At 62.4% G+C, this 22,217-nt stretch carries 13 protein-coding genes; 4 read left to right on the top strand and 9 right to left on the bottom strand.

Features of this window, described 5'->3' with window-relative positions; translation table 11 throughout:
- The first annotated feature begins 140 nt into the window (after positions 1-140).
- The 4 genes from BLR66_RS02140 to BLR66_RS02125 all read left to right on the top strand — a co-directional run bounded on the left by BLR66_RS02140 (position 141) and on the right by BLR66_RS02125 (position 5,584).
- Positions 141-1,502: a GH1 family beta-glucosidase gene (locus BLR66_RS02140; RefSeq protein WP_093279981.1), complete on the top strand. Its 1,362-nt coding sequence runs from the start codon at positions 141-143 to the stop codon at positions 1,500-1,502.
- 49 nt (positions 1,503-1,551) lie between these two features.
- Positions 1,552-2,601, top strand: coding sequence for a glucokinase (glk, locus tag BLR66_RS02135; protein ID WP_093279980.1), 1,050 nt, complete (start codon positions 1,552-1,554; stop codon positions 2,599-2,601).
- Between the two features lie 234 nt (positions 2,602-2,835).
- Entirely contained in the window at positions 2,836-4,749 is a 1,914-nt protein-coding gene (edd, locus tag BLR66_RS02130) for a phosphogluconate dehydratase (protein WP_093279979.1), read from the top strand.
- A 175-nt stretch (positions 4,750-4,924) separates the two neighbouring features.
- On the top strand, positions 4,925-5,584 hold the full coding sequence (locus BLR66_RS02125) for a bifunctional 4-hydroxy-2-oxoglutarate aldolase/2-dehydro-3-deoxy-phosphogluconate aldolase (protein WP_093279978.1): 660 nt from the start codon (positions 4,925-4,927) through the stop codon (positions 5,582-5,584).
- A 173-nt stretch (positions 5,585-5,757) separates the two neighbouring features.
- On the opposite strand, the gene BLR66_RS02120 is transcribed toward BLR66_RS02125, so the two are convergent.
- The 9 genes from BLR66_RS02120 to BLR66_RS02080 form a co-directional block, all read right to left on the bottom strand.
- Positions 5,758-8,970, bottom strand: a complete 3,213-nt coding sequence (locus tag BLR66_RS02120) for a discoidin domain-containing protein (protein ID WP_093279977.1) — start codon at positions 8,968-8,970, stop codon at positions 5,758-5,760.
- Between the two features lie 146 nt (positions 8,971-9,116).
- Entirely contained in the window at positions 9,117-9,941 is an 825-nt protein-coding gene (locus BLR66_RS02115) for a carbohydrate ABC transporter permease (RefSeq protein WP_093279976.1), read from the bottom strand.
- Positions 9,938-10,816 carry a carbohydrate ABC transporter permease gene (locus BLR66_RS02110; protein ID WP_093279975.1) on the bottom strand — a complete coding sequence of 293 codons (879 nt, stop codon included), beginning with the start codon at positions 10,814-10,816 and terminating at the stop codon, positions 9,938-9,940. Before BLR66_RS02110 ends, BLR66_RS02115 begins: the two co-directional genes overlap by 4 nt.
- A complete protein-coding gene (locus tag BLR66_RS02105) occupies positions 10,813-12,147 on the bottom strand; it encodes a sugar ABC transporter substrate-binding protein (RefSeq protein ID WP_255402269.1) in 1,335 nt (444 codons plus the stop codon). The genes BLR66_RS02110 and BLR66_RS02105 overlap by 4 nt, the downstream gene beginning before the upstream one ends.
- Positions 12,148-12,305: 158 nt before the next feature.
- Positions 12,306-13,922, bottom strand: coding sequence for a glucoamylase family protein (locus tag BLR66_RS02100; RefSeq protein WP_093279973.1), 1,617 nt, complete (start codon positions 13,920-13,922; stop codon positions 12,306-12,308).
- 77 nt (positions 13,923-13,999) lie between these two features.
- Positions 14,000-15,526, bottom strand: a complete 1,527-nt coding sequence (locus tag BLR66_RS02095) for a tryptophan halogenase family protein (protein WP_093279972.1) — start codon at positions 15,524-15,526, stop codon at positions 14,000-14,002.
- Between the two features lie 134 nt (positions 15,527-15,660).
- Positions 15,661-18,648 carry a TonB-dependent receptor gene (locus BLR66_RS02090; protein ID WP_093279971.1) on the bottom strand — a complete coding sequence of 996 codons (2,988 nt, stop codon included), beginning with the start codon at positions 18,646-18,648 and terminating at the stop codon, positions 15,661-15,663.
- Positions 18,649-18,730: 82 nt separating this feature from the next.
- The gene (locus BLR66_RS02085) at positions 18,731-19,771 is read right to left on the bottom strand and encodes a LacI family DNA-binding transcriptional regulator (protein WP_093279970.1); all 1,041 of its coding nucleotides are present in this window, start codon (positions 19,769-19,771) and stop codon (positions 18,731-18,733) included.
- Between the two features lie 211 nt (positions 19,772-19,982).
- Positions 19,983-22,181 (bottom strand): glycoside hydrolase family 3 N-terminal domain-containing protein, encoded by a 2,199-nt coding sequence (locus BLR66_RS02080; RefSeq protein ID WP_218119587.1) that lies wholly within the window; start codon positions 22,179-22,181, stop codon positions 19,983-19,985.
- Positions 22,182-22,217: the final 36 nt, after the last annotated feature.

Raw genomic sequence — 22,217 nt, 5'->3', positions numbered from 1 at the left:
CAATCGGGATGCAATCGGCTTTATTTCTGCCTTCGACCGGTTCCGCTGATGGAAGGCTTGCGGTATTCTGCCATGTAACCGTTTTCACAACGCAAACTCTGATTCCTGCCGATACATCCACCGACACCGCCGGAGGGGCCATGTCGAATATTTACCAGTTCCCGGACGATTTCGTCTGGGGAAGCGCCACCGCCGCCTACCAGATCGAAGGCTCCCCGCTCGCCGACGGCGCCGGCCCCAGCATCTGGCAGCGTTTCGCCCATACCCCGGGCCGCATGCTCAACAACGATACCGGCGATGTGGCCTGCGACCACTACAACCGCTGGCGCCAAGACATCGCGATCATGAAAGAACTGGGCATGCAGGCCTACCGCTTCAGCATTTCCTGGAGCCGGGTGCTGCCCGAGGGCCGTGGCCGGGTGAACCAGAAAGGCGTGGACTTCTACGAACGCCTGGTCGACACCCTGCTGGAGAACGACATCCAGCCCGTCGCCACCCTCTTCCACTGGGACCTGCCCGCCGCGCTGGACGACCAGGGCGGCTGGCTGAACCGCGACATCGCCGGCTGGTTCGCCGATTACGGCCGCCTGATGTTCGAGCGCCTGGACGGCCGCATCAAGCGCTGGGCCACGCTCAACGAACCGTGGGTGGTCACCGATGGCGGCTACCTGCACGGCGCGCTGGCGCCGGGCCACCGCAACCGTTTCGAAGCGCCCATCGCCTCGCACAACCTGATGCGCGCGCACGGCGCCGCGGTGAAGGCGTACCGCGAAGTCGGCAAGCACGAGATCGGCCTGGTGGTGAATATCGAACCCAAGTATTCGGCCAGCGACAGCGCCGAAGACCTGGCCGCGACCCGCCGCGCCGAGGCTTACATGAATCGCCAGTACCTGGATCCGGCGTTCTTCGGCACCTACCCCGAAGAGCTGCGCGAGATCTTCGGCGAGGCCTGGCCGGAGTGGTCGCAGGACGACATGGACCTGATCAAGCAGCCGCTGGATTTCATCGGCGTCAACTACTACACCCGCAACGTGTCCAAGCACGACGAATCGAACTGGCCGCTGAAGGTCGCGCCGGTCCGGCAGAACCAGCATACGTATACGGAAACCGGTTGGGAGGTATTCCCGCAGGGACTGACCGACACGCTGGTGTGGGTGAAGGAACGCTACGGCAATCCCAAAGTGTTCATCACCGAGAACGGCGCGGCCTTCTTCGATCCGCCCAAATCCGAGAACGGGCGCGTCCGCGATCCCTTGCGGCTCAGCTACTTGCGCCAGCATCTGCGCGCAGTGCACGCGGCGATCGAAGCCGGTTGCGACATCGGTGGCTACTTCGTGTGGTCGCTGCTGGACAACCTGGAATGGTCGCTGGGCTACTCCAAACGGTTCGGTATCGTCCACGTGGACTTCGAGACCCAGACCCGCACACCGAAGGACAGCGCACGCTATTATGCGAAAGTTGTCGCCAGTCACGGCGCAGCCTTGGCCAACGAGGACGACTGAGTCGGATGCTGCGGAATACTCTTTGTAACCATCGCTTGAAGTACTCCGCATGACCGCCGCGCCTGCTGCTTCGGCAGAACGTGCTTCTACGGAACGTGCTTCTACGGAACGTGCTTCTATGGAACGTGTGTTGCTCGCCGACATCGGCGGCACCAATGCGCGCTTCGCGCTGGCCGATACCTCGCTGGAAACGCCGCTGATCGTCGATAGCGTCGGGGAATTCGCTGTCGCCGATTTCCCTTCGCTTGCCGATGCCGCGCAGCATTACCTGGACAAGACCGGGGCGACCGCGCAAAACGGAGTGTTCGCCGTCGCCGGCCGCGTCGATGGCGACGAAGCCCGCATCACCAACCATCCCTGGGTCATCTCGCTTTCGCGTACGCGCGCCGCGCTGCGCTTCGACGACATCAAGCTGGTCAACGATTTCGCCGCGCAGGCGATGGCGGTGTCGCTGCTCACTCCGGCCGACGTGGTGCCGATCGGCGGCGCGCGCTGGTCGCCTGCGCCGGCGTCGGTGAACAAGACCTACGCCGTCATCGGCCCGGGCACCGGACTGGGCGTGGGAGGTCTGATCGTGCGCGACGGCCGCCGTTATCCGCTGGAGACCGAAGGCGGCCATGTCAGTTTCCCGCCAGGCACGCCGGAAGAGATCGAGATACTCCAGAAACTCTCGGCGCAGTTCGGCCGCGTTTCCAATGAACGCCTGATCTGCGGCCCCGGCCTGGTCAACCTGCACCGCGCCCTGAGCGAAATCGCCGGCGAAGACCCTGGCCCCATGCAACCGGCCGACATCACCGCGCGCGCCGCGGCCGGCGATCCGCGCTGCATGCGCACGCTGGATGTGTTCTGCGCCGTGTTCGGCGCCATCGCCGGCGATCTGGTGCTCAGCGCCGGCGCCTGGGACGGCGTATTCCTCACCGGTGGACTGGTGCCCAAGCTGCTGTCTTCGCTGCAGCATTCCGGGTTCCGCCAACGTTTCGAACACAAGGGCCGTTTCTCGCCGGCCATGGCCCGCGTGCCTACCCTGGCCGTGGTGCATCCACGCCCCGGCTTGCTGGGTGCGGCCGCCTTCGCAGTGGAAAGCTTCGGCGCGAAGTAACACTCGCCGGGACATCGAGGACTGACGAAGTGGTATTTCACTGGCATTTAAAATAGCCAGGAAATGAAACGCCGGAACGGCTAAACTCAGTAGAGCGGAGCACTCCCGCAGACCTATTTTGATAATTGGTATTGCTGTGGTCTGCTAGCGGAAAATCCCACTCCGCCTCCGCGTGCCTTCAACGGCCCCGGATCCGCTTGTTCCCTGCCCTTTTCTGCAGACCCAGCCTTCGCCATGACCCTGCATCCACGACTCCACCAAATCACCGAACGCATCCGCAAGCGCAGCGCCGATTCGCGGCGCGCCTATCTGGCCGGCATCGACGCCGCCCACCGCGAAGGCCCCAACCGCACGCGCCTGAGCTGCGGCAACCTGGCCCACGCCTTCGCCGCTTCGGGCACCACCGACAAGGGCCGGCTGCGCGCCGACATCACTCCCAACCTGGGCATCATCAACGCCTACAACGACATGCTGTCGGCACATCAGCCGTTCGAGCATTACCCGGAGATCGTGCGCCAGGTCGCCCGCGAACTAGGCGCCACCGCGCAGGTCGCTGGCGGCGTGCCGGCGATGTGCGACGGCGTCACCCAGGGCCGGCCGGGCATGGAACTGTCGCTGTTCTCGCGCGACAACATCGCCCAGGCCACCGCCATTTCGCTGAGCCACGACATGTTCGACGCCGCGCTGTATCTGGGCGTGTGCGACAAGATCGTGCCAGGCCTGCTGATCGGCGCCCTCGCCTTCGGTCATCTGCCGGCGATGTTCGTACCCGCCGGTCCCATGACACCGGGTATTGCGAACAAGAAGAAAGCCGAAGTGCGCGAGCGCTACGCCGCCGGCGAAGCGACCCGCGAAGAACTGCTGGAGGTGGAAGCGGCCTCGTACCACGCCGCTGGCACCTGCACTTTCTACGGCACCGCCAATTCCAACCAGGTATTGCTGGAAGCGATGGGCCTGCAGCTTCCGGGCACGTCCTTCGTCAATCCCGGCACGCCGCTGCGCGATGCGCTGACCCGCGCTTCCACCGAGCGTGCGTTGCGCATCACCGCATTGGGCAACGACTACCGCCCCATCGGCCATCTGATCGACGAGCGTGCCATCGTCAACGCCATGGTCGCGCTGATGGCCACCGGCGGCTCCACCAACCACACCATCCACTGGATCGCCGTCGCGCGCGCTGCCGGCGTCATGCTGACCTGGGACGACATGGACGAGCTTTCCCAGATCGTGCCGCTGCTGGCGCGCGTGTATCCGAACGGCGATGCCGACGTTAACCGTTTCGCAGCAGCGGGCGGCACCCAGTTCGTGTTCCGCGAACTGATCGACGCCGGCCTGATGCATGGCGATATCGCCACCGTCGTTGCCGGCGGCATGCGTGCCTTCTGCGACGAGCCCCGCTTGACCGACGGCAAGCTGGACTACACGCCGGGCGTTGCCAAGAGCGCGGACGAAGCGGTAGTACGCCCGGTAAGCGATGCTTTCGACCCGCACGGCGGGCTGCGCCTGTTGCGCGGCAATCTGGGCCGTTCACTGATGAAGATCTCGGCGGTGAAGTCCGAATACCACCGCATCGAAGCGCCTGCGGTAGTGCTGGACGATCCGCGTGCGCTCAACAAACTGCATGCCGCTGGCGTGTTGCCGCAGGATTTCATCGCCGTGGTCCGCTACCAGGGTCCGCGCGCAAACGGCATGCCAGAACTGCATTCGCTGGCTCCGCTGCTGGGTCTGTTGCAGAACCAGGGCCGGCGCGTGGCGCTGGTCACCGACGGCCGCCTTTCCGGCGCTTCGGGCAAGATTCCCGCCGCCATCCATCTCACCCCTGAAGCGGCGCGCGGTGGTCCGATCGGCAAGCTGCGCGAAGGCGACATGATCCGGCTCGATGCGGTGGCCGGCACGCTGGAAGTATTGGTCGATGCGGACGAATGGAACGCACGCAGTCATGCGCCCAACACTGCACCGGCCGCTCAGGATCTTGGCCGTAACCTGTTCGCCTGGAGCCGCAATCTGGTGACGCCTGCCGACCAGGGGGCGTTGTCGATTTCCTGTGGGCCGCCTTCGCCAGAGGGCGGCTGGGAATACGATGCGGAGTATGAGCTGGGACACGATCATGCTGCGGCTGCGGCGCCGCATGAAGACAAGGACGCTTGAAGCTTTTCCCTTCTCCCATTGGCGCCCGAAGGGTGTGCAAGGCTGAGAAGGTGGCGCGAAGCGCCGCATGAGGGTACGGCGAAGTCATGATGCCTGCGCCATTTGGACTCCGCCGTACCCTCACCCCAACCCCTCTCCCGTCGGGAGAGGGGCTCGATCTCCGGAACCAATCACGATGACCATCGAAAAACACCAGCAAAAAGCCGAACAACTCCTCCGCGCCGCCGGCATCCTGCCCGTGGTCACCGTGCACACGTTGGACGAAGCCCGCAAAGTATCCGCAGCGCTGCTCAAGGGCGGCCTGCCGGCGATCGAATTGACCTTGCGCACGCCGGTAGCGATGGAAGCGCTGGCGATGCTGAAAAAAGAACTGCCCGATATCGTGATCGGCGCGGGCACCGTGCTGACGGTCGAACAGATGGAGCAATCCATCGCCGCTGGCGCCGACTTCCTGGTCACGCCCGGCACGCCTGCGGAAATGGCGGACGCGCTGGCCAAGGCACCTATTCCGGTCGTGCCCGGCGCGGCGACGCCGACCGAATTGCTGTCGCTGATGGCGCGCGGTTTCCGCGTGTGCAAGCTGTTCCCAGCCAGTGCCGTGGGCGGACTGGCGATGTTGAAAGGCCTGGCTGGCCCGCTCTCTGACCTGAAGATCTGCCCCACCGGCGGCATTACCGAAGACAATGCAGCCGATTATCTGTCGCAACCCAACGTGGTCTGCATCGGCGGTTCGTGGATGGTGCCGAAGAACTGGATCGAGGCCGGCGAATGGGACAAGGTTACTGCCAGTTCGGCGAAGGCCGCTGCCATCGTCGCCAAGGTGCGTGGGGCGTAGTCCGCTATTCAGAGCTTCTTGTAGTGGCATGCCGTGCCGACCAACGTTCCATCCGGAATACCGGCAAGTCGGGAACGCCGTAGGAACGCCGTAGGAGCGACGTAAGTCGCGAATACATCTTCTTCCGGCAATCCTTCGCGACTTACGTCGCTCCTACGGCAATCGACATTCTTCTAGGGCGTCTCGGCTATCGCGCGCGCGGGCAACTTCAACACGCGCAACTCACCGTCCTTCCACTCCGCGAGCTGCCCGTTGATGGTCGTTCGCCCAGGGGCGTTCGGATACGGCCATTGCAGGATCAGGCCGCCGGTGGGTAGCTTCTTCAGGCCCGCATCGATCTCCAGTTCCAGTTTGCCGCGCTCATGGCGCAGCGAATAGCTCAGCTTGCCCCCCGGCGTGCGCAGGTCGCGGATGGCGATGCCCTTCCCTTCCAGCCAGTCCGTCGGAACCCCTGCCGCCAGCACAATACTGTCGTCCGACTCGCGCGCATAAGCGAACATATCCAGCGCCGAGCGCACAAAATCCGACGCTACCCACGCATGCGGCAGATCGCCGACGAAGAACGGTTTGCGCGGCGTGTGCGAGACCACTTCGGCCCACTGGTTCCAGGGCTGCGGCGCACGGTCCTTGAAGAAGAACTGCACCGCATCCCACGCGCGTTCGCGCCAGCCCAGGCGTACGAAGGCCGACACGTTCCGCCATTCGTAAGGCGTGTAATCCTTCCATTCGCGCGTACCGTTGCTGCGTTTCTCGAACTCTTTCCAATAGCGCTCGAAGGTCGCATCCAGCAATTGCTTCGGCATCCTGTCCTGCTCGCCGCCAGGGGCCAGACCGATGGTGGTCGAGGTGGCGTCGAAATCGCCCAGTTCCGCCGACCCCGGCAGGAAGTCGATGCCGTGCTGCCGCACCGCGGCCTGGAAAGACAGGTACAGGTCTTCATGGAACTGGTCGCGCGAAGCGGCGAAGCGCTTGGCGTCTTCGTCCTTGCCCAGCCAAAGGGCCACGTCCACCGCATCCTTGTAGCCGCGCAGCGCCCAGAAATTGTCCCAGTACGAATGCACCGGTTTGGCCGAATAGCCTTCGTGGCTGATCGACACCGGCATCATTCCGTAGAAGGCCGGGTTGAGCGCGCGATTGGCCTCGGTGCGCTCGCTCAGGCGCAATTTCTCCATGTATCGGTACGCGCCCAGCACGTGCGGCCACATCTGTTCCAGGAACGCCTTGTCGCCGTCGTAGCGGTACAGCTCGGCGATGTTGTAGATCAGTTCGCCATGGCTGTCGTTCTCCGGCACCGGGTCGCTGCCGCGGTCGTCCACGCAGCACGGCACCATGCCGTCCTTGAACTGGTACGGCGCATAGAATTCGACGTAGTCGCGCACTACTTCCTCGCGGCCCATGCGCAGCAGGCCTTCGGAGATCATCGCCCCGTCGCGTATCCAGCTGCGCGCGTACGAGCGCGTGCCCGGTTGCAGGCGCGGACCGATACGCGAGATCAGCATGTGCGCGGTGGCGGTACGCAACGTATCGACCAGTGCCTGGCCTTGCGACGGAACCTTGATCCGCACCTGATCCAGTTTTTCGCGCCACTGCGCGGCGGCCTGTTCCTGGGCAGTGCGGGCATTGAAACCGGTGGTGGCGACGTGGTCATAGGCGATGCCGCCTTCCAGCGGCAGCAGCCACGCTACTTCGCGGCTTTCCCCAGGCGCCAGCTTGATCCGGTACAGCAACGCACCGGAAGCCAGTCCTGTCGAGTCATCTTCCACTCTTGCCAGCTTGGCGTCCGTGCTGCTCCAAAGATCGCCACCCGCTTGCAATCGCCGGGCGATCATGCCCGCGTCGAAGGGCGTCGCCAGCATCGCATCCGCTGGCTCGACGGCTTCCACGATCTTATGCTGGAGCGTATCGGGCCTGTCGGTATCGCCGTTGATCCAGAGATGGGTCGGGGTCAGCTGCAGCTCGGTGATCGTACTGATGCCACCGGGAGTATTGAGGAATTGGCTGGGCGGATTGACCTGCCAAGGCTGCACTGCCAAGGCGAGCACGTAGTCGCGCGTGCGCTTGCCGGTGTTCGTCAGCCGGTAGCGTCCCACCAGTCTCGCATCGCCGGGCTTGCCTTCAGCGAACGCGGTCACGCGCAAGCCGAAATCGGCATGCTTCCAGTCGACGCTGGGAATCGGCAGATAGCCGTCCTGCAAGGATTGGCTCAACTCTACGTCGGCCCAGGTGACCAGCTTGCCATCGACCAGGATCATGGGCGCGATGCTGGGCGCGCCCTTGCCCAGTTCGATCGCACCGTCTTCGCCGATCAGACCCTGCTCGTGGCCGCCATCGATACCGACGATGGTCCAGTACGGCTGCTCGCCGACGAAGCCGCGCGGAAACCAGCCGCGCGGATTATCGCCAGCGACCGACTTGATGAAATCGTTGGGCGTCGCAGCGAACTGCAACGGCTCTATTACCGCCTCGGCAAGCCCGAACGATTTCCCAGGTCCGGCCGCCATACTCAAACGCAAATAACGCGCTTCGGATTCGGGAAGCGCCAGATAGTCGCTGCCGCCGTCGCCGCCCACGACGGTGCGCACGTCGCGCCAACGCGTACCGTCGTCTGAGAGCTGCAATAGATAATCCGAGGCGGATTCGCCTTGTTTCCACACCAGCTTCAGGCCGCCGAACTCGCGTTGCTTGCCCAGGTCCAGGGTCAGCCGCGGCTGCGTCGCGGCGGCGAAGTCCGCATACCAGGCCGTCTCCGGATCCCCATCTACTGCATTGCCGCCCACGCCGCTGCCATTGGCGACCGATACGCTGGCCGTGGCGGTGAGCGGCGAACGGTCTTCCGGCGCCAGTACAGTGAAGGTCAACTCGTCGAAGCAGACCGAGCCCTTGCCGCCTTCGTTGTTGTAAATGGTGAATTCGAGTTTGGCGCTCTTGCGCAGGACACGGTCGGGATCGGGACCCCAGGCCTTGTCGATATGCCGCTTCTGGTAACGCACGCCGGTCCATTGGTGCGGGTACTCGTACCTGGGCTTGTTCACCCACCACACGTTGTCGCCGCTGGCGTCGGTCACTTTGAACTGCAGATCGTTCTTCGGCGAGTCGCCGCGCAACTGGAAATCGAAGCGGTAGTTCTGCGGGTATTCCAGCGGCTGGTCGCGCTGGATGCCGACATAGCCGGAGACGCCGTTGTAATCGTAATCCAGGCACAGAGCCTTGCCCTTCGTTCCCTCGACCGTGCGCAGGCTGCCGCTGACCTGGTTGGAGGTGACCACGCGCCAGGTGGTTGGGTTGCTGAAGTCGTCGAGGATGCGGGGTTTTTCTTGTGCTGTTGCCGCGAACGAACCCAACCCGAGCAGTGCAAACAAACCATTGAAAAAGATTGATCCCGTCATTCCCGCGAAGGCGGAAGCGCTTTTCAACGGCGTAAGCCGGTCAACCCAGTGACTTTTGCTCGCGGCCATGCGCGGCAAAGAAAAGTCACTGGGTTCCCGCCTTCGCGGGAATGACGATTCGATTATTTCGCACAGAACAATCATCGTTATCCTTTTACGCTTCCCAGCAACAAGCCCTGGATGTAGTACCGCTGCAGCACCAGGAACAACAACAGCACCGGCAGGATCGTCACCACCGAACCGGCCATCATCAGCTCGTAGTCCATCACGTGTTCGCGCGACAACGAGGCCAGCGCCACCGGCAGCGTCTGCAGCCGGTCGTCGCTCAGTACGATCAACGGCCACATGAAATCGTTCCAGGCACCGAGAAAACTGAAGATGGCCAGCGTCACCAGGATCGGCTTGAGTGCCGGCAGCACGATCTGGAAAAAGATCCGCCATTCGCCGGCGCCGTCGATACGCGCGGCTTCCAGCAGTTCGTCGGGAATCGTGCGCGCGTACTGCCGCACCAGGAAAATCCCGAAGATCGCGGCCATGCCCGGCACGATGGCGCCCATGTAGGTGTTGACCAGGCCCATCTGCTTGAGCAGCAGGAACAACGGCATCATCGCCACCTGCGCCGGGATCACCAGTGCGGCCAGCAAGGCCCGGAAGGTGCGGTCGCGGCCCTTGAAGCGCAGCTTGGCGAAGGCGTAGCCGGCCAGCGTGTTGAACAATACCGACAGCAGCATCACGCAGCTGGAGATGAGGAAGCTGTTGAACAGAAAGCGGCCCATGCCCGCGCGCATGAACAATTCGCGATAGTTGTCCAAGGTGGCGTGCGAGGGCAGCAGCGGCGGCGGGAAATGCCCCGCTTCGCCGGTCTGCATGAAGGACACCGACAGCATCCACAACAACGGCGCCAGGCTGATCACTGCGACCACGATCAGCATCGCGTTCACGGCCAGCGACCAGAGCGGACGACGCTTCATTCCACCCCCTTGCGGCGCGCGAACCACAGCAGCCCGCTGGTGGTCGCCACCATCAGCAGGAACAACAGGAACGCGACCGCCGAAGCGTTGCCCAGGTTCCACCATTTGAAGCCTTCCTCGTACATCAGGTACAGCACGCTCTTGGTGCTTTCCAGCGGCCCGCCCTGGGTCATCACGTAGGGCTCAGCGAACAACTGGAAATAACCGGCCATGGTCAGGATGCTCACCAGAAGCAGCACCGGCCCCAGCATCGGCAGGGTCACGTGGCGAAACTGCTTCCAGGTATTGGCGCCGTCGATGCGCGCCGCTTCGTAAAGGTCTTCCGGGATGCTCTGCAGACCGGCCAGGAAGATGATCATGTTGTAGCCGAAGTTCTTCCACACCGCGAACAGAATGATGGTGGGCATGGCCCAGCGCGGGTCGCCCAGCCAGTCGATGGCGTCGATGCCCAACGCCGACAGACCCCAGTTCACCAGACCGTATCTGGTGTGGAACAGATAACGCCAGATCACCGCCACGGCCACCACCGTAGTCACTACCGGCGCGAAATAGGCAGTGCGGAAGAAAGGCTTGAGACGTCCGACTTTGGAATGCAGCAGCAGCGCTGCACCCAGCGACATCGCCACTGATAACGGTACGCCCACGATCACGAAGTACAAGGTGTTGCCGAGCGATTTCCAGAACAACGGGTTCTGCAACAAGCCCACGTAGTTGCCAAGGCCGACGAAGCGCAGATTGCCCGGATCGGCCAGCGCATAGATGTCGAAGTCGGTCAGGCTCAGCGCCAGCGCGGCGACCACCGGCAACCCGAAGAATAGACCGATCACGGTCAGCGCCGGCGCCGCGAACAACCAACCCGCGGTAGAGGCCTTCATGGCGCACCCGCCTTGGCTGGATGGTCCAGCATCCAACGGCGCTTCTCCAGGAAGCGATCGGCGCGGCGGTCCATTTCCTCGGCGGCCTGGTCGATGGTCATGCGTCCGTTGGCGACCTCCTCGCCGATGATCCGCATCTCCTGCGCGATGCGCTCCCATTCGGGCACCTTGGGCGTCGGCACGGCACGCTCGAGTTGCTCGCGGAAGGCTTTGGCGTGCGGATCGTTGGCCAGCGCCGGCGTCTGCCAGGGCGAACGCCGCGGCGGCAGGTCGCCGGTGAGCTCATGGAAGCGGGCCTGCGTCTGCGGCAGGGAAAGATAGTGGATCAGCTTCCACGCCGCCGCTTTGTGCCTGGACTGGCGGAACACCACGAAGCTGGTGCCGTTGGCCAGCGATGCGCCCGGGCCGTTCGGACCGGGCAGCGGCATGGTCATCCAGTCGTCCTGCTGTGCGGCGGGCAAACGCTCCTTGAACTTGGCGATGTTCCAGGGCCCGGAGATGTAATACGAATAGAAGCCCTTGCCGAATTCGTCCCAGACATTGGAGATCTGGTTGTTGGTGACCACCGGCGCGAGCTTCTGGTCGAATAGTTCCTTGTAGAAGCCCAACGCGTGCTTGAAGCCGGCGCTGCGGAAATTGCCGTAGCGGCCGCCATCGCGCAGCAGCGGGTCCGGTTCCTGTATGGCCAGGCTCAACAGCGGCTCGAATTCGTTCAACGGCAGCAGGATCGCATAACGCTCGGGCCCCACTTCGCGCTTCACCGCCTGCATGGCCTTGCGCCACTCTTCCCAGCTGCGCGGCGGCGTGGCGATACCGGCTTTGGCCAGCAGATCGGTGCGGTAGAAAGGCAGGCGCGTCTCCACGTACCAGGGCACCGCATAGATTTTCCCGTCGACCAGGCCGCTGTCCCATACTCCGGGGAAATAATCGGGCACGTCGAAATCCGGCGTCGCCGCGATTTCGTCGTCGAGCGGCTCCAGCGCATCGAGCGCGGCGAATTCCGGGATCCAGGTGTTGCCTATCGGCGATACGTCCGGCAGCGACTCGCCCGCGAAGGCGGTCAGCAACTTCTCGTGCGCCGACAGCCACGGCAACTGCTGCAGGTCGACACGGATGCCGGGATTCTGCCGCTCGAATTCCGGTATCAACTGGGCGACCACTTCCCCTTCGTAGCCCATCGCCCAGAACGTGACCACTTCGCGGTCGTCGGTCTTGCGGCTGCAGGCCACGCAGAGAGCGAGCAAGGCAGCGATTACAAGGAGCGTGCGCAAGGCCATGGTCGTCCGCAGCCTCACACTCTTGCCGTCATCCCAGCGAACGCTGGGATCCATTTTGCTCTTACTTCAAAGTCGTTCGATTCATGCAAAGGGAAATGCAAAGTCAAAATGGATCCCAGCGTTCGCTGGGATGACGGCGGCGAAATACATGACACGGCCTGAAGACGGGCCGTGGTTCCATCCAATTTGTCTTGACTCGGCATCCGCACAGCTTACTTCGGCTGCTGCGGCCTTTGCGCAGCTTCCTCTTGCTGGCCGTCCGGATTGCTGCCGCGGGATTCGGCGGTGCCCAGTGCGCGCGCCGTAGCGGCCTTGGGATCGGCAGGAGCCTGGGCGGGCACGGGCTCGCCTTCCGGCGTGAGCCATCCGCCCTTGAATCCGGCGCGCTCCAGACCCTGCCTGATGTGCGCATTCTTCTTCATCACGTTCCAGACGAATCCGTTGCGGTAGTTGGCGATCATGGCCAGGATCGGCCCCTGGTCGATACCGATGTAGTCGCTGGACACCCAGCCCTCGCCCGGCACCAGCCGCCCGGTCTTGAGCGGGATGTCGTATTCGAAGCTGCGGTTGAACGAATCCAGGAAACCGTAGCTGGAATAGATGTATTCGCCGTAGCGGCTATGCATCTCCATGGTGGCGGGTATGACTATCTCCGGAGCGAAGGGCAGCGAGGCCACGGCGGCGGTCGGGGCGATGGTGCCGTCATCGAAATTCTCGCGCAGGCCCGCGCCCCGCGAAGAATAGTGGCGGAATTCGCGCTGCTCGCCGCGATAGTCCTGCAGCGTCTGCTGCGGACCGTCGCTGGCGGTCAGGCCCCACACGTTCTCACCATAATCCTTCCACTTCATCGGGTTGGAAATCGCGTACGAGCGTTGCGCCAGCGTGGCGCGGCGGCTGTTCTCGAAGTAATCGAGGCCGCGTTCGCGCATGTAGTCGTCCTGGATACCCTTGAAGTCGATCCAGACATGGCTGTACTGATGGCCGAGCGTCGGGCCGAACGCCAGGAACTCCTGGTCCTGGTACACGCCCCAGACTTCGTTGTAGGTACGCGTCCACACTTCCCATGCGTCCGGGCTGACCGGATGGGTAGGCGAACCCAGCGCCAGTACATAGACCATCATGGCCTCGTTGTAGCCGGCCCAGTCGTGCTTGATGAAACCGCTCTCCGGGTACCAGCCCATCGAGATCAGCGGCTTGTTCTGCTGCATCCAGGGCCAGTCCACGCGCCGGTAAAGTTCTTCGGCGACATCGCGGATCTCCTTCTCGCGCGGATCGTCGCGGTCGTAATACGACTGCGCGAACAGCACTCCCATCATCAGCAAGGCGGTGTCGACGCTGGACAGCTCCACCCAGCTGTCGTAGCGCTGGCCTTTCTGCATGTCCACGAAGTGGTAGTAGAACCCCTTGTAGCCGCCCTTGCCCGTGCGCTGCGGCCCTTGCGGCATGTCGCGGAAGAATTTGAGCGTCAGCAGAGTCCGATCCACCGCCTGATTGCGGCTGACCCAGTTGTTTTCGATGCCGATGGGGTAGGCGGTCAGCGAAAAGCCGACCGAGGCGACACTGGCGAACGGACGCGACGGAAACCGGTCGGGCGTCAGCCCGTTGACTTCGTTGGTGGTGTCCCAGAAGAACTGGAACGTGCGGCGCTCGATGTCGCGGAAAAGCGGCGGGAGTTCCGGCTTGACGTTCTGGGCGGGCACGACCGCCACTGGTTTGTCCGCTGGTTTTGGCGCTGCGGCGGGCGGTGGCGCCTTGTTGCACGCGGCCGCGAGGCCGATCAGCGCGCCCAATGCGATCGTGCGAACAAGTTTCGAATTTTCTGAATTCATCTTGCGATCCGTTGTAAACGTTTTCAACTTGAATCGAGGATCGGATCGCACGTATTGGGCAATCCATCCAGGCATTTCTACATTGCTGTTGGAGGAGTAGCCGCGCAGTAGCGGTCAATGAAGGCTTGCTGCATCGGCATGACGTCGACGCAGTCGGAGATCGTGCCACCGATGCTGGCCATGAATCGTGCCAGCTCTTCATCGGGCAGCTGGTCGACGAGCGGATGGTAACTCTGCGGCAGGATGCCCTGCCCGATCATGATCTGCACCCAGCTCATCTCCGCGAACATCTCGTCGGCATTGCGGAAGAAACGGCCGCTGTCGCGGAACAGGTCGATGCTGGCTTGAAGTTCGGCCGGTATCGACATAGCCGCGCATTGCCGCCAGAAAGCGGTGTCGTCGCGCTGGGTGGCGTGGTAATGCAGGATAAGGAAGTCGCGGATGCGCTCGAACTCGAAGCTCAGTTGCGCGTTGTAGCGATCCACCAGAACGTCGTTGACTCCCTCCCGGGGGAGCAGGCTGAGCAATCGCATGATTCCCACCTGGATGAGATGGATGCTGGTCGCCTCCAGCGGTTCCATGAAGCCGCTGGAAAGCCCGAGCGCGACCACATTCCTGTTCCAGAATTTCTTGCGCCGACCGGTGGTGAAGCGCAACGGTCGTGGATCGTCCAACGCGCGTCCATCCAGGTTCTTCAACAGCGTCGCCGTCGCTTCGTCGTCGCTGATGTGCGCGCTGGAATAGACATAACCGTTGCCGGTGCGGTGCTGCAGCGGGATACGCCATTGCCATCCCGCTTCGCGCGCGGTGGCCCGCGTGTAAGGCGCGGCCGGCCCTGCGTTCTCGCTGGGCACGGCCATCGCACGGTCGCAAGGCAGCCAGTGGGTGAAATCGATGTAGCCGGTTTTCAGCGTCTCTTCGATCAGCAAGCCGCGGAAGCCGGAGCAGTCTATGAACAGGTCGCCATGGACGACTTCCCCATTCTCCATCTCCACCGCGTCCACGAAACCGCTTTCGGCATCGAGCAGCACCCGGGCGACGATGCCCTCGGTACGCTGTACTCCCCGCCTCTCCGAATAACCGCGCAAGTAGCGCGCATAGAGCCCGGCATCGAAGTGGTAGGCGTAGGCGATGCTGGCCAGCGGAGATCCCGCGGGCACATCGGAAGCGGAGACCATGAACTTGCCGCGCGGCGCGGCCAGCGCGCTCAGCAGGTAGGCATCGATACCGGCTGCTTTTCCCGTCTTCGCCGCTTTGATCCAGTACTGATGGAACGGAAGCAGGCCCAACCCGCGACCGATCTCGTTGCCGAAACCGTGCATGTAGGAATCGCCCAACCGGTTCCAGTCGTTGAACTGGATGCCGAGCTTGAACGTGCCCTGGGTGTTGCGGACGAAATCGGCTTCGTCGATCTGCAGCAGACTGTTGAACAGCCTGATATGGGGAATGGTGCCCTCGCCCACGCCGACCGTGCCGATGGCCTCGGATTCGATCAGCCGTATCGCGCACTTGTCGCCGAGCACCTTCGACAGCGCAGCAGCCGCCATCCAGCCGGCAGTGCCGCCTCCGACGATGACGATGCTCTTGATCGCGTTTTCGCTCATCGCATGACGCTCTTCATGCAGGTACGACCCAAATTCGTCAACTTCGTTCCAGCCATTTCCGGCACTTTCGTCCTATCGCAAGACAAGACCCGCATTCGCGGGCCTCGTCTTTTCTCCTGCTACGCCAGCTGCGATTACCAGATCACCCGGACGCTCATGAACAAGGTGCGTGGTGGCGTGTACTGGGTGCCGTATCGGTTGACACTCGCCTGTGGGTTGTAGGTTACGCCGTCGCCAAAGACAGTTGTGTAGCCGCTGAAATTATCCGCATCGGTGGCATTGATCAGATCGCCTCGCACTTGAACCGTCACGTCTTCTGTCACCAGGAAATCCTTCGACAGTGACAGATCCAGCTGCTTGGTCCCCAACGTACCCGGCGCATCTATCGCCACCGCACGCGGCGGCGAAAAGTAGGGCCCGCCCACAATCTCGTTAATCGGCGGCGGCGTAGCCAGAGTTAGCTTGGCTGAAGCCGTGATGTTCCAGGGCAGATCATAGATACCAGTCAACACCAGGCGATGCTTGGGCACTGCCTTGAGGTCGATAAACGGATACTGTTCGATCGTCGCCGCATCGAAAGCGTAATGTTCATCACCGCCACGGTTGCCGGTCGCATCCGAGAACGTGTAGGCAGCCGAGACGCCCCAGCCGGATTCCTTGGTATAGGGCTTGTCGGCGGACAGCAGCAACTGCTTGGTTTTCGTCTCAATGCCGTTGTTACCGATGATCAATGCACCGAACCCGGGCGGCGAATGGCCCCAAGGTTGCGAACCGCCCTGGAAGAAATCCCCATTCGGATAGCGATTTCCCAGCGTGAAGACGAAACCTTCTTTGCTATGGATGTAAGCGATCGTGGCCGAAGTGTTCCATTCGCCGATCTTGTTACGCATACCCAAAGAGAACTGGTCCGAGTACGGCGTGACTAGGTCATTATTCAGCAGATCTATTTCGCCATTGCGGACATTCGAGGTCACCAGGCCAGCCAGCACATCGGTTCCATTGAGGAAGCTCGGGTCCCAGGCAACGCAGCTACCCGGAGTCGGCGTGCAGCCGGTCGTATCCGAGAACTGAATCGTGTATCCGGACAATGCGGACTTGACCTGTTCAAGGCCCATGTAGTCGTACAGATTCCGGTCATAGCTACGGCCCGCACCACCGAAGATCACGTGCCGCTCATCGTCGCCCAGGTCGTAGGAGAAACCAAGACGCGGCGCCCAGTTGTCCTTGTCGGCCTTGCGGTTGTTTCCCGTGCTGATGTAGTCGGCAAGATCGACACCACCCAGCGCAAGTTGCTCTGCATAAGTGGGCGTTATCGCTGGGTTGGTGCCCGGACCGGTCAATGCAGCCACTACTTCAGGCGGCGTTACGTGGTCTACGTATGAAGGAATTTCCTCGTAGTCCCAACGTATACCCAGATTCAACTGCAGTTTGTCGGTGACGTTCCAGTCGTCCTGGATATACAGGCCGAGCTGCTTGGACTTGGTGGTCACCGAGGGCGTCGCGCCAGCAAAAGGCAGGTTGAATCTGACCTGATAAGGAATAGCGCTGGTGCCGGCGGGCCCGGGCTGCGATCCGTCATTGACTTCGTAATAGAACGATGGGTTGGCGGTAGAGTTCTCGCTCTGGGTCAGATCGACTTCCTTGTACTTGATGCCCGCCTTGATGACGTGGTCGCCATTCCATTCGAAGCCATTGAAGGTGATGTCGTTCTGGACCGACGGCCCTTTCTGCCCCTTGCGTTGAATCGCCAACCCGCTGGTGGCGTCGCTGAAGATCAGAACGTCGTTCTGGTTCTGCTGGGCCGTGTAGATAGACTGATTGCCGATGGTGTAAGCCGTCGGATTGAACAGCACGTCTTCGTACGTGATTCGGAACTCGTTGAGGTAGCCCTCACCGTAATGTTCCCAATTCAGATCGTAGCGTTCTTCCGTATTGTCGTTGAGCTTAGCGGCCGACGCAGTGGTCAAGCCGCCTACGCTGTCGCGACTTTCCTCGTCGCGTATTTTTGCTGAAAACTCGAGCTTGTCGTTTTCACCGATCTCCCAGTCAATTTTCCCGAAGTACAAATCCTCCTTGAATGGCCGAGTGATCGGGCCGAATTGACTCTGCACATCTTCAGGCAGGAAATCCGCATACGTACGGAATCGATCCGGTACGGCGACCGGATCGGCGGTCAGGATGAAGCCCTTCCCTTCGTAGCTGACGAAGAAATGCATCTTGTCCTGGATGATCGGACCGCCAAGAGCAAAACCATACTCATTCTGGTGGGTTTTCTGCTTCTCTTTACCTGGAGCCTTCTCGCTCGCGTATTCAGTGCGCCAGCTCGAATCTGTATGCCGACCGAATACTTCGCCGTGGAACTCGTTGGTACCGGACTTCGTCGCCGCGACGATCGCAGCCGAACCCACTTGGTCGAATTCGGCCTTGTAGTTCGAGGTGATCACTTTGTACTCGCCGATCGCCAGCTGCGGGAACGGATTACCCGCGCTTTGCTGCTGGCCCGACACACCACCGAACAGATAGCTCTTCTGACCGACGCCGTCGATATAGACGTTGACCGCACTGGTGGTCTGCGCACCGCCACGGATATCGCTATGGCCGGAACTGTCGGTGGAGAACTGCATGCCCGGCACGGTGTCCGCAAATTCCAGGAAGTTACGCGTGAGCTGCGGCACCGTGTTGATCTGCTTAAGCGATACATTGTTGCCGACTTCCGAAGTCTTCACTTCCGTCAACGGCGGCGCAACCACCGTCACCGTATCCAACGTGGTCGCGTCGCCTGTGGCCGGAGCGGCGGCAGTGCCGCCCAAATCGAGGCTGACCGAAGTAGCCACGCTCAGGGTGACTGTTTGCTCGGTGCCAGGACCGGCATCGACTTGATAAGTACCTGGCGGCAGGCCTACCAGCGAGTAGGAGCCATCGGCATTAGGCATGACCCTACGGACCGAGCCAGTGGCGGTGTTCTTCGCCGTCACCTGGGCTCCGATAGGCGCCTTGCCGCGCAGAGTCGCATTGGAAGACTGGGCGAAGGCGGGGGCCATGCTCAGCGTCAGGCAACTGGCCAAAGCACAGGTAAGCAACTTGCGTGTGGGACGGATGTTGCGCGGCTTGCGGTTCTTCATGACCTCTCCCCTCCCAGGGTATGCAAACTAAAATTGGAAACAGCTATGGAATCGGTTACATCGACAGGAAAAAATATTCGGCTCAGGAACTTCCGGATTGGGTATTCCGGCGTGTTGCGTGGATACTGGATTCGCGCACGATGAGTTCGGGCACCAGGGTCTGCAGCGTGGACGGTTGCGATTCCTCGGACTCGATCGACTGCAGCAAGCGGGTGAGCGCCAACCCGCCCAGCTCCGCGATACTGACCCGCATCGTGGTCAAAGTAGGGTGAACGAAGCGCGCCAGCGGAATGTCGTCGAATCCGGCCAGCGCTATGTCCGCGGGGACTTTCACTCCCGCTTCGTTGAAGGCGTAGAGGCAACCCAGCGCCATCATGTCGTTCGCAGCGAACACCGCATCAGGACGCTGCTTGGAAGCCAGGATCCGCTTGCCGGCTTCGTAACCGGAGGATTCGTCGAAATCGCCCGGCAACTCGATAGGCTGCGCATCGGGCAGATGCTGCGCCAGTGCGGTGCGATAGCCACGCAGGCGCTCGCTGGCGTCGAAGTTGTCTTCGGGACCGCAAATGAAAGCGATGCGCTTGTGCCCGGCTTCGGCCAGATGCTTGACCATGGCCGATGCGCCGCCGAAGTTGTCGATGCTCAACACCGGATAGGTGGCGTCGGGCAGATGCGTATTGATCAGCACCGCCGGCAGCGCCGTCGGCAGATTGTCGGTGAGGAAGCCGGGACGGTCCGCGTAAGGCGACAACACCAGCAGGCCGTCGACGCGGCCGCGCATCGCGCGCAGCGCCTCGCCCTGCTCTTCCGGATGACCGTGATAACTGGAAACCAACAGATGCTGGCGACGCGCGCGGGCGACCGCATCGATACCGCGGATCAGCTCGGAAAAGAATTCGCCGTATAAATCCGGCAACACGACGCCGATGGTCTGGGTACGGCGGCTGCTGAGGCTGCGGGCAGCGGCATGCGGCTGATAGCGAAGCCGATTTGCGATCTCCGTCACATGCTTGCGTACGCCTTCTGCGACATTCTCATGCCCGTTCAGCGCGCGCGACACGGTGGCGACGGAGACCGACGCTTCACGTGCAACATCCTTGATGGTGACATTGGTTCGCGCCATTCCCGCCCCTCCGCGGTTACGACTGCTCTAAGTGGCGGCGACTGTAAACGTTTCCACGAGCGTATGTAAAGCTTTCATAAGTCGTGCTCGCAATCCGTTATTTTTCAGTTACTTGCAGAGCATAATCCGGTCGAATTAGTGCCGCAGCGCAACATATTTGGCCGGCCTGGCGGATTATCGCCGGCCGGCCGATTGCGCCTGTCATCGCCGCTTATTGCGCGGTCACTTCGAACTTGGCTTCAAGATTGTCGACCGAATTGCCCCCAGCGAACACCGTGAAACTGCCTGGCTCCACGACCGGTTTCATGTCCGCTCCATAGAAGGCCAGGTCATTTGCGGTCAGGGTGAAGGTCAACGTTTGCGACTGCCCGGCCTGCAAGTGGACACGGCGGAACCCGCGCAGCTGTTTTACCGGGCGCGTGATGCTGGCTACATCGTCGCGCAGGTAGAGCTGCACCACTTCGTCGCCCGCGCGGTCGCCGGTATTGGTGACGGTGACTTCCGCCTGCAGCGTGCCGTCGGCCGCGATCTTTTCCTGGCTCAAGCGCAGTGCGTCGTAACGGAAGCTGGTGTAGCTGAGTCCGTGTCCGAAGGCGTACAGCGGCTTCCACGAGACGTCCAGGTACTTGGAGGAATATCTCTCCTCCTCGCGCGGCGGACGGCCGGTGTTCTTGTGCGCGTAGTAGATAGGCACCTGCCCGACATTGCGCGGGAAGGTGATGGGCAGGCGCCCGGCCGGGTTGTAGTCGCCGAACAGGACATCGGCCAGCGCATGGCCCGCTTCGACGCCGGGGAACCACGCCTCCAGGATCGACGGCACCTGTTCCTGCAGGCTATTGACCGACAAGGGTCGGCCGTTGAACAGCACCGCGGCCACCGGCTTGCCGGTCTTCTGCACGGCCAGCGCCAGTTGTTCCTGCACGCCCGGCAGATCGAGCGAAGTCCTGTTGTTGGCTTCGCCGCTCATGTCCTCGGCTTCGCCCAGCATCAGCAGTACCGCATCGGCCTGCCCGGCAATGCGCACCGCTTCGGCGATGCCAGTGGTATCGGCAGTGTTGATTTCGGCGCCGCGCGCATAGAGGATTTTGGTTTCCGGGCCGACCGCGGCGCGGATGCCGGCAAGCGGCGTCACCACATCTTCGGGACGGCCCATGCCCGCCCAGCTGCCCAGCATGGCGCGCGGGTTGTCGGCCAGCGGACCGATCACCGCTAGCGTGCGTACTTGCTTGGACAGCGGCAGCACGGCGCCTTTGTTCTTCAGCAACACCATGGATTCGCGCGCCATGGTGCGCGCAGCGTCGCGATGGTCGGCGGTAAGCGTCTGGCTTTTTTCCAGCGACTCGTCGCAGTTCCGGTACGGATTATCGAACAAACCCAGCCGGTACTTGGCGCGCAACACACGGCGCACCGCGTCATCAACCGTAGCTACGGGAAGTTTCCCGGCGCGCACCGCCTTGGGCATGTCCTTGCGGTAGATGTCGCTGACCATGTCTATATCCACGCCGGCCTCCAGCGCGCGCCTACCTGCCTCGGCGGGATCGGCGGCGATGCGATGGTTCATCAGTTCCATCACGCCGGTGTAGTCGCTGACCAGCACGCCATCGAAGCCCCATTCGCCGCGCAGCACGCCGTTGATCAACGGGCCATTGGCGTGCATCGGGACGCCGGCGATCTCGTTGAAGGAGGCCATTATCGATCCCACGCCCGCATCGACCGCTGCGTGGAAGGGGGGCAGATAGACCTCGCGCAGGGTGCGTTCGGAAATATCCACCGTGTTGTAGTCGCGGCCGGCTTCGGCGCCGCCATAGGCGACGAAATGCTTGGCGGTGGCCAGGACGCTGTCGGCAGCGCGCAAGTCGTTGCCCTGGAAGCCGCGCACTCGCGCTACCGCCATCACTTGGCCCAGATAAGTGTCTTCGCCCGATCCCTCGACCACCCTACCCCAGCGCGGATCGCGCGCTACGTCCACCATCGGCGCATAGGTCCAGTTGATACCGTGCGCGGTGGCCTCTACCGCACCCACCCGGGCAGCCTTCTCCACGGCGACCGGGTTGAAGCTGGCCGCTTCGCCCAACGGCACCGGGAATACGGTGCGATAGCCGTGGATCACGTCGAAGCCGAACAGGAGGGGGATGCCTAACCTGGATTCCTTGACCGCGATGCGCTGCATATCGCAGGTCAGCTTTACGCCCTGCATGCCCAGGAACGAACCCACCTGGCCTTTGCGCACCTGGTCGGTACCGGCGGCCTTGGCCTTGGGTCCGGTGTCGTTGCCGATGCCGGGCGGCTGGTTCAACTGGCCCAGCTTTTCCTCCAGGGTCATCCGCGCGAGCAGGGAGTCGATGAAAGCCTTTTCCGCGCCATCGGAGGGTTTTGCCGCTTCGGCGGCCAGCACTCCCAAGGGCGCCAAGGCCATCATCCACAGTGCCAGGGAACTCCGGGCACG

The sequence above is a fragment of the Pseudoxanthomonas sp. CF125 genome, assembly GCF_900104085.1.
Classification (GTDB): domain Bacteria; phylum Pseudomonadota; class Gammaproteobacteria; order Xanthomonadales; family Xanthomonadaceae; genus Pseudoxanthomonas_A.
The sequence above is the reverse complement of the archived record's forward strand: the minus strand, read 5'-3'. Positions and strand labels throughout refer to the sequence as shown.

What these genes read in the sequence shown, in the direction of transcription:
- BLR66_RS02105 (WP_255402269.1), bottom strand. Translation starts at nt 12,147, where the DNA reads ATGGATCCCAGCGTTCGCTGGGATGACGGCAAGAGTGTGAGGCTGCGG.
- BLR66_RS02110 (WP_093279975.1), bottom strand. Translation starts at nt 10,816, where the DNA reads ATGAAGGCCTCTACCGCGGGTTGGTTGTTCGCGGCGCCGGCGCTGACC.
- BLR66_RS02100 (WP_093279973.1), bottom strand. Translation starts at nt 13,922, where the DNA reads ATGAATTCAGAAAATTCGAAACTTGTTCGCACGATCGCATTGGGCGCG.
- BLR66_RS02095 (WP_093279972.1), bottom strand. Translation starts at nt 15,526, where the DNA reads ATGAGCGAAAACGCGATCAAGAGCATCGTCATCGTCGGAGGCGGCACT.
- BLR66_RS02085 (WP_093279970.1), bottom strand. Translation starts at nt 19,771, where the DNA reads ATGGCGCGAACCAATGTCACCATCAAGGATGTTGCACGTGAAGCGTCG.
- edd (WP_093279979.1), top strand. Translation starts at nt 2,836, where the DNA reads ATGACCCTGCATCCACGACTCCACCAAATCACCGAACGCATCCGCAAG.
- BLR66_RS02090 (WP_093279971.1), bottom strand. Translation starts at nt 18,648, where the DNA reads ATGAAGAACCGCAAGCCGCGCAACATCCGTCCCACACGCAAGTTGCTT.
- BLR66_RS02125 (WP_093279978.1), top strand. Translation starts at nt 4,925, where the DNA reads ATGACCATCGAAAAACACCAGCAAAAAGCCGAACAACTCCTCCGCGCC.
- BLR66_RS02140 (WP_093279981.1), top strand. Translation starts at nt 141, where the DNA reads ATGTCGAATATTTACCAGTTCCCGGACGATTTCGTCTGGGGAAGCGCC.
- BLR66_RS02115 (WP_093279976.1), bottom strand. Translation starts at nt 9,941, where the DNA reads ATGAAGCGTCGTCCGCTCTGGTCGCTGGCCGTGAACGCGATGCTGATC.
- glk (WP_093279980.1), top strand. Translation starts at nt 1,552, where the DNA reads ATGACCGCCGCGCCTGCTGCTTCGGCAGAACGTGCTTCTACGGAACGT.
- BLR66_RS02120 (WP_093279977.1), bottom strand. Translation starts at nt 8,970, where the DNA reads ATGACGGGATCAATCTTTTTCAATGGTTTGTTTGCACTGCTCGGGTTG.